Source organism: Halomonas sp. McD50-4 (assembly GCF_022348135.1).
Lineage (GTDB): Bacteria > Pseudomonadota > Gammaproteobacteria > Pseudomonadales > Halomonadaceae > Vreelandella > Vreelandella piezotolerans.
Map to the genome: position 1 here is coordinate 13087 of NZ_JAKRFG010000019.1, position 12191 is coordinate 25277.

General features: G+C 60.2%; 12 protein-coding genes and 1 tRNA gene. 4 read left to right on the forward strand and 9 right to left on the reverse strand.

Annotated elements, in window-relative coordinates; genetic code table 11:
* Positions 1–13: 13 nt before the first annotated feature.
* The 3 genes from MHM85_RS17190 to MHM85_RS17200 are packed head-to-tail and all read right to left on the reverse strand — an operon-like array spanning position 14 to position 2402.
* Positions 14–1378 carry a HAMP domain-containing sensor histidine kinase gene (locus tag MHM85_RS17190; protein WP_239286484.1) on the reverse strand — a complete coding sequence of 455 codons (1365 nt, stop codon included), beginning with the start codon at positions 1376–1378 and terminating at the stop codon, positions 14–16.
* Positions 1375–2049 (reverse strand): response regulator transcription factor, encoded by a 675-nt coding sequence (locus MHM85_RS17195; protein WP_239286485.1) that lies wholly within the window; start codon positions 2047–2049, stop codon positions 1375–1377. The genes MHM85_RS17190 and MHM85_RS17195 overlap by 4 nt, the downstream gene beginning before the upstream one ends.
* A 26-nt stretch (positions 2050–2075) precedes the next feature.
* Positions 2076–2402, reverse strand: coding sequence for a hypothetical protein (locus MHM85_RS17200; protein WP_231125601.1), 327 nt, complete (start codon positions 2400–2402; stop codon positions 2076–2078).
* Positions 2403–2597: 195 nt separating this feature from the next.
* Between MHM85_RS17200 and MHM85_RS17205 the strand changes: the two genes are divergently transcribed.
* Entirely contained in the window at positions 2598–3074 is a 477-nt protein-coding gene (locus MHM85_RS17205) for a PepSY domain-containing protein (RefSeq protein ID WP_239286486.1), read from the forward strand.
* A 103-nt stretch (positions 3075–3177) separates the two neighbouring features.
* On the opposite strand, the gene MHM85_RS17210 is transcribed toward MHM85_RS17205, so the two are convergent.
* The gene (locus MHM85_RS17210; protein ID WP_239286487.1) at positions 3178–4527 is read right to left on the reverse strand and encodes a Glu/Leu/Phe/Val dehydrogenase; all 1350 of its coding nucleotides are present in this window, start codon (positions 4525–4527) and stop codon (positions 3178–3180) included.
* Between the two features lie 113 nt (positions 4528–4640).
* Here MHM85_RS17210 and MHM85_RS17215 point away from each other — a divergent pair, with 113 nt between their 5' ends.
* Entirely contained in the window at positions 4641–5636 is a 996-nt protein-coding gene (locus MHM85_RS17215; RefSeq protein ID WP_343218338.1) for a DUF1853 family protein, read from the forward strand.
* An 8-nt stretch (positions 5637–5644) separates the two neighbouring features.
* Here MHM85_RS17215 and proB read toward each other — a convergent pair whose 3' ends face one another.
* The 4 genes from proB to rplU all read right to left on the reverse strand — a co-directional run bounded on the left by proB (position 5645) and on the right by rplU (position 8809).
* Entirely contained in the window at positions 5645–6805 is a 1161-nt protein-coding gene (gene proB, locus MHM85_RS17220; protein WP_239286504.1) for a glutamate 5-kinase, read from the reverse strand.
* Positions 6806–6844: 39 nt separating this feature from the next.
* Positions 6845–8035: an Obg family GTPase CgtA gene (gene cgtA, locus MHM85_RS17225; RefSeq protein WP_239286488.1), complete on the reverse strand. Its 1191-nt coding sequence runs from the start codon at positions 8033–8035 to the stop codon at positions 6845–6847.
* A 174-nt stretch (positions 8036–8209) separates the two neighbouring features.
* Complete coding sequence (rpmA, locus tag MHM85_RS17230) at positions 8210–8467, reverse strand: 50S ribosomal protein L27 (protein ID WP_139527922.1); 258 nt, start codon at positions 8465–8467, stop codon at positions 8210–8212.
* A gap of 30 nt (positions 8468–8497) precedes the next feature.
* Complete coding sequence (gene rplU / locus MHM85_RS17235) at positions 8498–8809, reverse strand: 50S ribosomal protein L21 (protein ID WP_139527921.1); 312 nt, start codon at positions 8807–8809, stop codon at positions 8498–8500.
* 284 nt (positions 8810–9093) lie between these two features.
* Between rplU and ispB the strand changes: the two genes are divergently transcribed.
* Together ispB and MHM85_RS17245 are read left to right on the forward strand one after the other, a co-directional pair.
* Complete coding sequence (gene ispB, locus MHM85_RS17240) at positions 9094–10098, forward strand: octaprenyl diphosphate synthase (protein ID WP_239286489.1); 1005 nt, start codon at positions 9094–9096, stop codon at positions 10096–10098.
* A gap of 104 nt (positions 10099–10202) precedes the next feature.
* Positions 10203–10279 (forward strand) — tRNA-Pro (locus MHM85_RS17245).
* 99 nt (positions 10280–10378) lie between these two features.
* Here MHM85_RS17245 and MHM85_RS18450 read toward each other — a convergent pair.
* Complete coding sequence (locus tag MHM85_RS18450) at positions 10379–12052, reverse strand: methyl-accepting chemotaxis protein (RefSeq protein WP_281998014.1); 1674 nt, start codon at positions 12050–12052, stop codon at positions 10379–10381.
* Positions 12053–12191 lie beyond the last annotated feature (139 nt).

Consider the following 12191-nt stretch of genomic DNA (forward strand, 5'->3'; position numbering starts at 1 on the left):
TTGACGGGTCGATTCAAACAGCGACCACAGGCAGTTCAATGACCACCTCTAAACCGCCAGACGCTGCGCGCTGTAGGCGCATCTGGCCATGATAAAGCGTGACGAGGTCCGTCACGATGGCCAAGCCCAACCCGCTGCCCGAGCGCTGCTCGTCCAGCCGCTTGCCGCGCCGCACCGCCGCTTGGCACTCCTGGGCCGTCATGCCAGGACCATCGTCGCTCACCACCAACCGTAGCGTCTTGTGGTCGGCCTGCAGACGAATGTGCACATCGCTATTAGCCCAGCGCAGCGCATTGTCGAGCACGTTACCCGCCATCTCTTGTAAATCTTGACTATCCATATGCACCTCCACGCCGCTATCGACGGTTTGGCGCAACGTAATATGGCGGCGCTGCGCTAGCCGGGCGAGCCCAGTGATGAGCGGCGAGAGCGTCTCGTGTAGCGCCACCGGGGCAAAGCGTACGCCCTCACCGGCGGCAGAGGCCCGCGCCAGATGGTGACGCACGGCGCTATCGATACGCGCCAGCTCGGCCTCCCAGGCACTGCGGCTCTCGCTAGGGAGCTGTTTGGCCAGTAGCCGCATGACGCTGATCGGCGTTTTGAGGGCATGGGCCAAATTGCCCGCCGTGTGGCGGCCGCGCTCGATGAGCCGCTGATCGCGGGCCAGCACCGCGTTCATGGAAGCAGCGAGGGTCGCTAACTCCTCGGGCAGCCGGGTATCCAGTTGCTCTGCTCGCCCCTGCTCTACGTCGCGCAGGTTGGCATTCATACGCCGCAGCGGCGCGAGCCCCCACCGCACCTGCAGCGCCAACACGCCCAACAGCATCACCCCAAGGCCCAACAGTCCTAGCCATAACACCTGCTGGAAGGCCTTGATGTCCTCGCGCAAGTCATCGTCTCGCGCGGCAACGCTCACGTGTAGCGGCGCTTCCAGCGCGCCCAGGTAGATATCTCGCTCTACCACGCGCAGTTGCTGACCACGTGGGCCCGACAGAGTGCGGGCAGTCAATCGCTCGCTTTCCAGCACCGGTAAGCGCTGATCCCATAACGACCGCGACGTGACCGTGTGGTTCGCCTCATCGGTAATTTGCCAGTACCAGCCGGAGTACACGTGGTCGAAGCGAGGGTCCCCTAGCGCACGCTCGTAGCTGAGCTGCTCGCTCAAAGGATCGTAGGTCACCCCGGCGATCACCACGTTGAGCGTCGCTTCCAGCCGCTCGTCGAAGGCGCCGACGGCCGCGGTGCGGTAGTGATGCGCCAGTAGCCATCCAGCGATGGGCAGCGCCAGTAGCACCATCAATAGCACCGCCAGCAGCAGGCGTAAGTTGATCGACCGCCCGGCCCAGCGCTGACTCCAAGAAACGACACCAGCGCTCATGTGTCGCTCGGTTCGTCAGACAGTAAGCGATAGCCTTGGCCACGCAGCGTCGCAATGCGCCATGCGCCCAGCTTGCGACGCAGACGACTCACCTGCACGTCGATCACGTTGGAATCGGGCTCGTGATCGCGGTCGTAGACATGCTCTGAGAGCTCACTACGGCTAACGACTCGGGGAGCGGCGTGCATCAAATAACTCAATAGGCGGGTTTCCTGGGCGGTCAAGCTCACCGGTCTGCCCACCAACGTGACGTGCTGGGTATGCGTATCCAAGCAGAGCTCGCCGACCTTGAGGACCGGGTGCGCGTGACCGTGAGTGCGGCGCACCAGCGCCCGCAGGCGAAAGAGCACTTCAGCAGGCTCGAAAGGCTTGGTGACATAATCGTCGGCACCGGCGGTGAAGCCAGCAGCTTTATCGGCCCAGCGTTCTCGTGCAGTCAAAATCAGTACGGGAAGATCGATACCGTCTTCACGCCAGGAAGAGAGCCAGCGGGTACCGTCGCCATCGGGCAAGCCAATATCCAAAATGACCGTATCGTACGCCTCTGTTCGCACCAAAAAGTCCGCTTCCTGGCCGTTCTCAGCCCGCTCGACGATCCAATCGCCATCCTGCAGCGCTTGGCTCAGCTCACGGGCAAGCGCCTGGTCATCCTCTACCAGTAAACACTTCATCAACACACCCTTAATGGAAAAACGACTTAACGCTGCATCTCGCGAATGCGCACACCCTCGATTTGCATGAGCTGGCCACTTTGGCCATCGAACTCGAACTCCACGACTTGGCCTTGGGGTCCTAGCAGCTTGATTTCATACTCGACCAGCCCATCATCGCGCTCGACCTCGATCTCCAACACGTCACCCATGTAATGGGCGTCGAGCCAGTCGAGAATGGTCTCCAGCGGCACCACGTCGCCTCGCTGCACTTCGCTATGCAGGTCTTTCCAGTGCTGGTCCCCGGTCGCGCTACTCATCAACAAGAGTACCAGCACCAGCGCCGCACTCCCCTTCAACGGGAGCCGCCGCATAGGGGACTGCTTAAGCGAAAAAAGAGAGGTCATTTTCATGTCGCTAGAATGCCAAAGGCAACATGAACGCCAGATGAACGGCTTTGTCAGGTTTAGGAAAGAACCCAGATGATATAACTACCCTGTCGCATTCGCTGACTGACCTCGTTAGGCATCATCCAGCAATGCATTCACCAAGCAAAGAAGGAATTTGACATGAACGCGATGAAAAAAATGCTGCTGATCCCGACTTCTGCTCTTCTACTTACCGCCGCAGCGGGTAGCGCCCAAGCAGACACGCAGCCGATGGACCGGATCGATGACATTCTAACCTACGCTGCCGACTACGGGTTCACCCATATCGAGGAGATCAACGCCGACGACCGCGGCCGTGTCGAAGTGGAGGGCTGGCTGGATGACGAGTGGTACGCCGAGGTGGATTTCTCCATCGATAACGGCGACACCCTGCAGGAAGAACGTAAGCGCTTGATTACCGGTGCTTGGGGCATGAGCGAAGAGGACGTTCGCCAAGCACTCAATGCCGCGAGCCAAGAAGGCATGACCGAATTCGAAAGCATCGATATCGATAAAAGCGGCATCATCGACGTCGAAGGCCGAGAGCAGAACGGTCGCGAACTAGAGCTGAGCCTCCGCCAGGGCTCCTTTGAAGTGACCCAGATAGATCGCGACTGATCGCTCGATTAATACACGTTCTCGTTAGCACCCCGGGGCTAACACTCCATCAGCGGCGGGCCTTTGGGCCCGCCGCTGACGTTGCGCTATGTCGCTTCGCTGACTAGCGGCAGTCCTGGCAGTTACCTCGCGCCATGATGGCTTCCGCAATCCGCTCGATGCCCTGGCGATAGGCGGCTTGTCGATACGTCACCTGCTCTTTTTCCGCCCTGAGCAGCACTCGCTTGGCTTCATCGCCAAGTCGGTCATCCAAGCGCTGATTGACCTCGCTCTCGTGCCACTTTTCACCAGCGCGGTTTTGCAGCCACTCGAAGTAGCTCACGATGACGCCGCCGGTATTCGCCAGCACGTCAGGCAGCACCGGAATGTCCCGTTTTTCCAGTGCGGTATCCGCTTCGCTAGTGAGCGGCCCGTTGGCAATTTCGAGCACCGCGCCAGCCTTCACCTCGTCGACATTGTCGCGGTGCAGCTGATTTTCCAGCGCGGCGAGCACCAGCACATCGACCTCCAGCCCCAGTAACTCATCCCCCGACATGGCTTTGCCCTGCTGGCTTTTGGACAGCTTGCCGTGCTGTTGCTTATCCTCTTTCGCCGCGTCGATATCCAGCCCGTCGGCATGGTAGATCGCGCCACTCGAATCGGAGACCGCGACCACCTTATAGCCACGCTGGCTTGCCAGACGCGCAAAATGGAAAGCCGCATTACCAAATCCTTGCACGGCGAGGGTGGTCTCTTCGGGCGTGCGCTCCTCGCGCTCAGCCCATAGGTCCAGTACGGTGAGCGCTCCGCGCCCCGTGGCTTCGACGCGCCCCGGCGAGCCACCCAGTGAGAGCGGTTTTCCGGTGATCGCTGCGGGCGCCTGGGCACGTCGAATCTGCTCGTACTCATCGATCATCCAGCCCATGACGGTGGCATCGGTGTTTACGTCCGGAGCGGGAATGTCACGGTCGGGCCCCATGATATCGGCAATAGCGCGGATATAGCCGCGCGCCAAGCGCTCACGCTCCAATGACGATAGCGCCTTGGCATCCACCTGCACGCCACCTTTACCCCCGCCATAGGGCAGCCCCACTACGGCGCACTTGACGGCCATCCAAAAGCTCAGCGTAGTCACCTCATGCTGATTCACATCCGGGTGGAAGCGCACGCCGCCCTTGGCCGGGCCGAGGCTGGTGTCGTACTGCACCCGCCAAGCGGGAAACGCCTTCAAGCTACCGTCGTCCATACGGACCGGCACGCTCACTTGCAGCGAGAGGCTAGGCTGCATCAGCCGGGCCTGGGCATCGGGATGAATTTCCAGCGCTTTGAACACCGTTTCAAGCCGCGAGCGAGCATCCTCGAATAGCGCGGCGCCCGTCTCAGGGGTTAGCTGCTGTGGCGCATGATTGGCGGACGTTATCGCCGAGGACTTGTGCGTTTTAGACGTTTTCTTTTTCGACTTGCGACTGCCCATGCAACACTCCTTGGCTCGGTAGGGATTTTATTGGCATCACGAGGTATTGTGTTTAGCGTAGCAGCAAGCGGCTGACTCAGTCGCCTCTCGAGCCCCCTTGATAGGAGAGACGTTTGACGACCTCTGCCGAAGGTGTCAGCGATAGGATTCACCACGCCGTACTGCGCGATATGGCGTGGCTGCTGGCAACACCGGACCTCGTGGCGCTGGGCAACTACCCCGGCCGCCCCAGCAATGCCACATTGGGTCTCGATGGCGGGCAGCAGGCGTGGTTGCAAACACTAGCGCCCAATGTCGCCGCGCTCGATGGCCAGCTCGCCACCCGCATGGGGCACTACCATGAGCGGCTTTGGCATTTGCTGCTGGATAACGCGCCCAACACTCGCCTGCTGGCCCACAATCTGCGCATTACCCATCGACGAAACACCCTGGGTGAGCTGGACATGCTCTACCGTACTCGGGAAAACCCGGCTCCGGTTCATTTGGAAGTGGCGATCAAGTTCTATCTCGGCCTGCCTGAAGGGCCAGGAGACGCCGCGTGCCAAAGTCGTTGGATTGGCCCCGGGGGCTTGGACAGCTTAGCGCTGAAGTACAGCCATCTTTTACATCATCAGCTACCGCTCTCCCGTACGCCTCAGGCAAAGACTGCCATGGCGCACTGGCTAGCGCCCCGTGACATCGCAGAGCCGACAGCGCTCAGCGCACGGCTCACTCAACGGCTAGCCCTTCCTGGCGTGCTGTTTTACCCCTGGCACGCAACGCTGCCGCCCCCCGCGGGCGCCACGGCCGAGCATCGGCGTGGATGGTGGTGCCATCAGCATGCTTGGCCCAGTGTCGCCGAGCATTACAGCACGGCGCTGCAGCTCGCCAGACTTACCAAGCCCCACTGGTTAGCCCCTCCACCGCTCGACGCCTTTGGCGCTGCCAAACAGCGGATGCCAGACGTGATGGCACAGGTCGACCGCTACGGACCGCAGCAAGTGATGCTGTACGATCCGCAGAAAGAGCAGGAGGGAGCACATTACGAAGAGAGGCCGCTAACGCGGCTGATGGTGGTGCCCGACGACTGGCCGCACCAAATACCGCTGCCACCCAAACGGCGCGGTTAACCTAACGTTTAAATCACCACGAGATTGTCGCGATGGATGAGCTCGTGGGCTTCCACGTAGCCGAGAATGGCTTCGATCTGATGGCTGGGTTGGCTTGCTAGCTGGCGCGCCTCATCGGCACCGTAGTTGATCAAGCCCTTGGCCACGCGGGCACCTTGTTCATCCACACAGAGCACCATGTCGCCACGCTTGAAACTGCCCTGAACGTCCCGTACACCCACGGCTAGCAGACTGGAGCCTTTGTCGCGCAGCACGTTGACCGCGCCCGCATCCAGCACCAGAGTACCGCGCACCTGTAGCTGCCCTGCTAGCCAGCGCTTACGCGCGGCCATCGGCGCCTGATCCGGGCGCAGCAGCGTACCCAACGCTTCGCCGCCCATCAGGCGAGTAATGACGTCCGGCTGGCGACCGCTGGCAATCACGGTCACCGCGCCGGAGCGCGCCGCGAGCTGCGCTGCACGCACCTTGGTGCTCATGCCTCCACGACCCAGCGCGCCACCGCTGCCCGCGACGGCGGCCAAACGCGGGTCGTCGGCTCGCCCTTCGGCAATCAGCGTGGCCGACGGATCATGGCGCGGGTCGGCATCGAACAGGCCTTCCTGGTCGGTGAGTAGCAGCAGCGCATCGGCCTCCAGGAGGTTGGCCACTAGCGCGCCCAGTGTGTCGTTATCGCCGAAGCGGATCTCGTCGGTGACGACGGTATCGTTTTCGTTGATCACCGGCACCACGCGCATCTCCACCAGGGTACGCAGCGCCGAGAGCGCATTGAGATAGCGCTTACGGTTAGAGAGATCGTCGTGGGTAAGCAGAATTTGCGCAGTGAGCATGCCGTGGCGAGCAAAGTGCTGCTCGTAGCACTGGGTGAGCCCGTTCTGCCCTACGGCTGCCGCCGCCTGAAGCTCGTGCACGGCGCTGGGGCGCGCCTGCCAGCCTAGGCGCACCATGCCTGCCGCCACGGCTCCCGAAGAGACCAACACCACATCGATACCCTGCTGATGCAAGGCAGCAATTTGATCCACCCACCCGCCGATGGCCGCTTCGTCCAGCCCGCGGCCATCGTTGGTGAGCAGCGCGCTGCCAATCTTGACCACTATCCGGCGGGCGCTACTCAGCGCCTCACGGCCCGGCAACTGCTCGTTGTGTTCCACGTCGCGACTCTCCCACGCCATTGCGCTCACGCGATTCATCCTGGTCGGCATGCCTGCCGTTTACGGGGCGTACTCTACGTCGACATCGTAATCATCGTCGTCGAAATCGTCATCGTCTTCGTCGTCATCGCGCTTGCGGCGACGACCAAGGCGAGCCTCGGTGCGGGCCACCGACTCCTCTTCCATGCGGCGACGCATCTCCTGCTCGCGGGCATGGGCCTCTTCGTCTTCGTTTTCCAGACGCTGCTGCTCGGTGAGCCAGCGGTACGCCGCCTGCACCAGCTTGTCAGTGCCTTCGCTGCTGATCGCCGAAATACGGAACACCGGACCGTCCCAGTTCAACGCCTCGATGATCGCCTGGGCCCGCGCTTCGCGCTCCTCTTCCGGCAGCAGGTCGAACTTGTTCAACACCAGCCAGCGCGGCCGCTCGGAGAGCGCCGGGGAGAACTGGCCCAGCTCGTGCACGATGGCCTGAGCAGCCTCGACCGGATCGGACTCGTCGAACGGCGCCACATCCACCACGTGGAACAGCAGCCGCGTACGGGTCAGGTGCTTCAAGAAGCGCAGCCCCAGACCCGCGCCATCGGAAGCTCCTTCGATCAGTCCCGGAACGTCGGCCATCACGAAGTGCTCGTGCATCCCCAGCTTGACCACGCCCAGGTTCGGCACCAGCGTGGTGAACGGGTAGTTGGCCACCTTCGGCTTGGCCGCCGACACCGACCGAATCAGCGTCGACTTACCGGCGTTGGGCATGCCGAGCAGGCCCACGTCCGCCATTACCTTCATTTCCAGGCGCAAATTGCGGCGATCACCTTCGGTGCCTGGCGTGGTACGACGCGGTGCGCGATTGGTAGAAGACTTGAAGTGAATGTTACCCAACCCACGGCGACCACCTTCGGCCACCAGCACGACCTGACCGATTTCCGTCACGTCGGCAATCACCTCTAGGGTATCTTCATCGATCACCGTGGTGCCCACCGGCACTTTGACGTGCAGATCTTCCCCGGCTTTACCGCTCATCTGGCGACCCATACCGCCCTGACCGTTTTCAGCTTTGTAGAAACGCTGAAACTTGAAATCAATCAAGGTGTTGAGCGCATCATCACCAATCAGATAGACGCTGCCTCCGTGGCCGCCATCGCCACCATCAGGGCCCCCTTTGGGCACATATTTCTCGCGGCGAAAGCTCAGACAGCCATTGCCGCCTTTACCTGCCTCAACAATGATCGAGGCTTCATCGACGAACTGCATTGGATTCTCCCGGCCGCTTCCGCCGCCCTGACTACCACTACACTATCCCTCCCGCTTCATGCGGGCCAAAGGGATCGAAAAGACAAAAAAGCCCCGCCATGGCGGGGCTTTTTTTCGTCATCTTCACACTGCGTAAATTACCCAAGATAACTTACACACCGCGATCGTGGCTGCTTAGGCAGACACGATGCTGACGAATTTACGGTTCTTCGGACCTTTGGTCTCGAACTTCACGACGCCATCGTTCAGCGCGAACAGCGTGTAGTCGCGACCAACGCCAACGCCCGTGCCAGCATGGAAACGCGTGCCGCGCTGACGAACGATGATGTTACCGGCGGTTGCCGCTTGGCCACCGTACAGTTTCACACCCAGGCGTTTGGATTCGGAATCGCGACCGTTACGCGTGGAGCCGGCTGCCTTTTTATGTGCCATTGCAAAATCCTCCTAAAGGGAAGTGACTGCTTACGCAGAAATTCCGGTAATTTTGACTTCAGTGAACCACTGACGGTGGCCCTGACGCTTCATGTGGTGCTTCCGGCGGCGGAACTTGATGATGGTGACTTTGTCACCACGGCCGTGGGAAACGACTTCGGCGGACACCTTGGCACCGCTTACCAGCGGAGCGCCAACGTTGACGTCGTCGCCGTCTGCAACCAGCAGCACTTCATCAAACTCTATCGTTTCGCCGGTCGCGACTTCGATTTTCTCGAGTTTGAGGGTCTGACCTTCTTGAACGCGGTACTGTTTGCCACCGCTTTTGATAACTGCGTACATGTCGCTCTCCGGACTTGTCGTTAATGCCGGTTACGCCCCGCGTAACCAACGCTCATCGCCTTCCGCTCTTATCGACCTGCTGCGAGTGGCGCCCCTTTTGGCAACCATCTGACAGGGAGCATGATGAGTGGGTCGCGGATTATAACGACTATCGCTGCATACCACAAGGCCACTGGGGTTTGTCAATCGCTCATGCGCCCTCCCCGCCGCGCTACGCCTTGACGCCTTACAGGCAGCCCCATAGCATGGCTTCAACCTTTTACCCGCCGCAATGAACGGAACCCATGACAGCCAACGTCTCCCCCACCTCGCCTGCCAGCCCTTCGCCTTCACCGCTGCACGCCGTGGTGGCGGATGACTTTGATGCCGTCAACCGCACCATCGTGGCGCAGCTCAACTCTAAAGTGCCGCTGGTCGAAACCATCGGCCAGTACATCATCGACAGCGGCGGCAAGCGCCTGCGTCCGCTGTTGGTCCTGCTGGCGGCACGTGCGTTAGACTATGAGGGTGACAAACACATTACCCTCGCCACCCTCATCGAGTTCATGCATACCTCGACGCTACTGCATGACGACGTGGTGGATGAGTCGCACATGCGTCGAGGCAAAAAAACCGCCAACGACGCCTGGGGTAATGCGCCCTCGGTCCTGGTAGGCGACTTTCTCTACTCCCGCTCGTTTCAAATGATGGTCGACGTCGGTTCCATGCGCATCATGGCGATTCTATCGGGCGCGACCTGCGTCATCGCGGAAGGCGAGGTGCTGCAGCTGACCAACATCGGCAATCCCAGCATTTCCGAGACGGACTACTTCGAGACGATACAAGGCAAAACCGCGATGCTGTTCGAAGCCGCTTCTCATAGCGGCGCCGTGCTCGCCGACGCCACGTCCGAGCAAGAGCGCGCCCTGCAGCACTACGGCCGCTATCTGGGTCTCGCTTTCCAATTGATCGACGACCTGCTGGATTACCAGGGCGACGCTGATGCCATGGGTAAGAACGTGGGAGACGACCTCGCCGAAGGTAAACCTACCTTGCCCCTCATTCATGCCATGGAGCGTGGCACCCCTGAGCAAGCCAAGCTGATTCGCCAGGTGATCCGTAAAGGCGGCCTGGAGCAACTGGACGAGGTGCTGGCGATCATTCACGCCACCGGCGCCCTCGAATATACTCGCGCCCGGGCAGAAGAGATGGCGGACAAAGCGCTGGCCGAGCTCGACGCCTTACCCCCCAGCGCCTACCGCGATAGTATGGCGCAGCTTGCCCGCTTGGCCGTCGACCGCCAAGCCTAACCGTCGAGATCGGCCTCGCGGCACAAACCACGCAAAAGGGGCTTGAAAAAAGCCCCTTCCCTGCGTATGATTCGTCCCGTTGTTGAGCATGTCTTAGCAACCTTCGGAATATAGCTCAGCTTGGTAGAGCGCTGCCTTCGGGAGGCAGAGGTCGTAGGTTCGAATCCTGCTATTCCGACCAAAGAATTCAATGAAAACGGCCACTTCGCTCTCTAAGCAAGTGGCCGTTTTTGTTGGCATCCCCCCAGCCACGCGGATAGGGGGGACGGCAGGCGCGTGCTTAAAACGCCTCCCACTCCGGTTCGGCCACATCGGCACGGTTTTTCTTGGCCGATGAAACGGTGGGCTTTGCCGGAGCCTGCGCTGGCGCGCGCGCGATGGGAAGCGGGTGACGAGCTTCGTGGGCCGATAGTTTGAACGTAGCGACTGCGCGCTCCAAATGGGCAGCTTGCTCTTCTAAAGACGCTGCCGCTGAGGCGGACTCTTGAACCAACGCCGCGTTTTGCTGGGTGACTTCATCCATTTGTGCGATGGCTTGGTTCACCTGCTCGATGCCGTCACTTTGTTCGGTCGAGGCCGCGGAAATTTCGTCCATGATATCGGCGACGCGCTTCACGGACGCCATAATGGCCTCCATGGTCTGCCCGGCGCCCTCTACCAGCTGCGACCCTTGCTCCACCTGCCCTACCGATGTTTCGATCAGTGCTCTGATCTCTTTGGCAGCATCGGCACTGCGGCTGGCAAGATTACGCACTTCGGTCGCGACCACCGCGAACCCCCTGCCTTGCTCCCCTGCGCGCGCCGCTTCCACCGACGCATTGAGCGCCAAAATATTGGTTTGGAACGCAATAGAGTCAATGACGCCAATGATATCGCTGATTTTTCGGGAGCTGTCGGCAATGCCGTGCATGGTCACGACCACTTGCTCGACGGCCTCGCCACCCTGGGCAGCCGTCGCCGACGCTTCGCTTGCCAACGTACTGCCTTGACGCGCATTGTCGGAGTTTTGCTTCACCGTCGCCGTTAGCTGCTCCATGCTGGCAGCGGTCTCCTCGAGGGAAGCGGCCTGCTGCTCAGTGCGGGAAGACAGATCAGCGTTACCCCCGGCAATTTCGCGTGCGCCAATGTGGATCGAGCCACTGCTATCACGTACGGAAGAGACCGTTTGCGACAGTCCCGTTTGCATGTGTCGCATCGCCGAAAAGAGTTGGCCAATTTCGTTACGGCCACGGTCGGCAATGCTGTGCGATAGATCGCCTTGCGCAATGCGCTCGAAATGCTGCCCCGCCTCTTTGAGCGGACGCAGGACGACACGCATCATGCCCATGAGCACCAGCGCGATACACAGCGCCACAAACAGCAGCACAGCGATCTCCACATACGTATTGATGGTTCTGCTCTGTTGATAATCATCCATGAGGTTCTGGCCGCGCTGACGAGCATAGGCGATAAAGGCTTCATTTGCGGCCATGTACGCTAGGTTGAGCTGATCGCCGGTCGTTTTAGCGGCACGAAACGCAGCTTCATTACGATTGTCGAGTCCGGTATATTGCGGCTCCAAACCATTGGCAACGAGCTGTGTAAACGCTGCCTCGATAGCATCGGCATAGGGTTGGCCCTGTGCTGATTTCGGCACGGCCAAGAAATCTTCGAAATACTGTTTAGCCATCTGAAGCGTTTGATTGGCTTTTTCTAGGTGGGCGCTGGCAAGCGCGGTCTCTCCTTCGCTCAAGGCATCGAGATGATTCAAGAAAAACAGCTGGGTGTCGGCCACGTTGACCTGCGCTCGATTAAGCGCGTTCAGCTGTTTAACGTTGATTCTATTGAGCTCTTCGAGTGCGTCGGATGCTTTAGAACTACTGAGGTAGCCCAGCCCGGCCACCAGCAGTATAAAAGCCGCGAAGAGTCCTAAGATGGTGATCAGACTTGCCTTGATCGATATGTTTTTCAGCACGTTAGCGTCTTCCACGTGAGTACGGAACAACAGGCCACAAGCGCGACCTAGATAGATGTCTTGCTATCAGTAGAAGGGCGTTCTGACGATAGGGTGACTAACGTGTTTATCGGCATTCCCGCTTGGACGTTTAGAGATT

What these genes read in the sequence shown, in the direction of transcription:
- MHM85_RS17190 (WP_239286484.1), bottom strand. Translation starts at nt 1,378, where the DNA reads ATGAGCGCTGGTGTCGTTTCTTGGAGTCAGCGCTGGGCCGGGCGGTCG.
- MHM85_RS17195 (WP_239286485.1), bottom strand. Translation starts at nt 2,049, where the DNA reads ATGAAGTGTTTACTGGTAGAGGATGACCAGGCGCTTGCCCGTGAGCTG.
- MHM85_RS17200 (WP_231125601.1), bottom strand. Translation starts at nt 2,402, where the DNA reads ATGCGGCGGCTCCCGTTGAAGGGGAGTGCGGCGCTGGTGCTGGTACTC.
- MHM85_RS17205 (WP_239286486.1), top strand. Translation starts at nt 2,598, where the DNA reads ATGAACGCGATGAAAAAAATGCTGCTGATCCCGACTTCTGCTCTTCTA.
- MHM85_RS17210 (WP_239286487.1), bottom strand. Translation starts at nt 4,527, where the DNA reads ATGGGCAGTCGCAAGTCGAAAAAGAAAACGTCTAAAACGCACAAGTCC.
- proB (WP_239286504.1), bottom strand. Translation starts at nt 6,805, where the DNA reads ATGGCGTGGGAGAGTCGCGACGTGGAACACAACGAGCAGTTGCCGGGC.
- cgtA (WP_239286488.1), bottom strand. Translation starts at nt 8,035, where the DNA reads ATGCAGTTCGTCGATGAAGCCTCGATCATTGTTGAGGCAGGTAAAGGC.
- rpmA (WP_139527922.1), bottom strand. Translation starts at nt 8,467, where the DNA reads ATGGCACATAAAAAGGCAGCCGGCTCCACGCGTAACGGTCGCGATTCC.
- rplU (WP_139527921.1), bottom strand. Translation starts at nt 8,809, where the DNA reads ATGTACGCAGTTATCAAAAGCGGTGGCAAACAGTACCGCGTTCAAGAA.
- ispB (WP_239286489.1), top strand. Translation starts at nt 9,094, where the DNA reads ATGACAGCCAACGTCTCCCCCACCTCGCCTGCCAGCCCTTCGCCTTCA.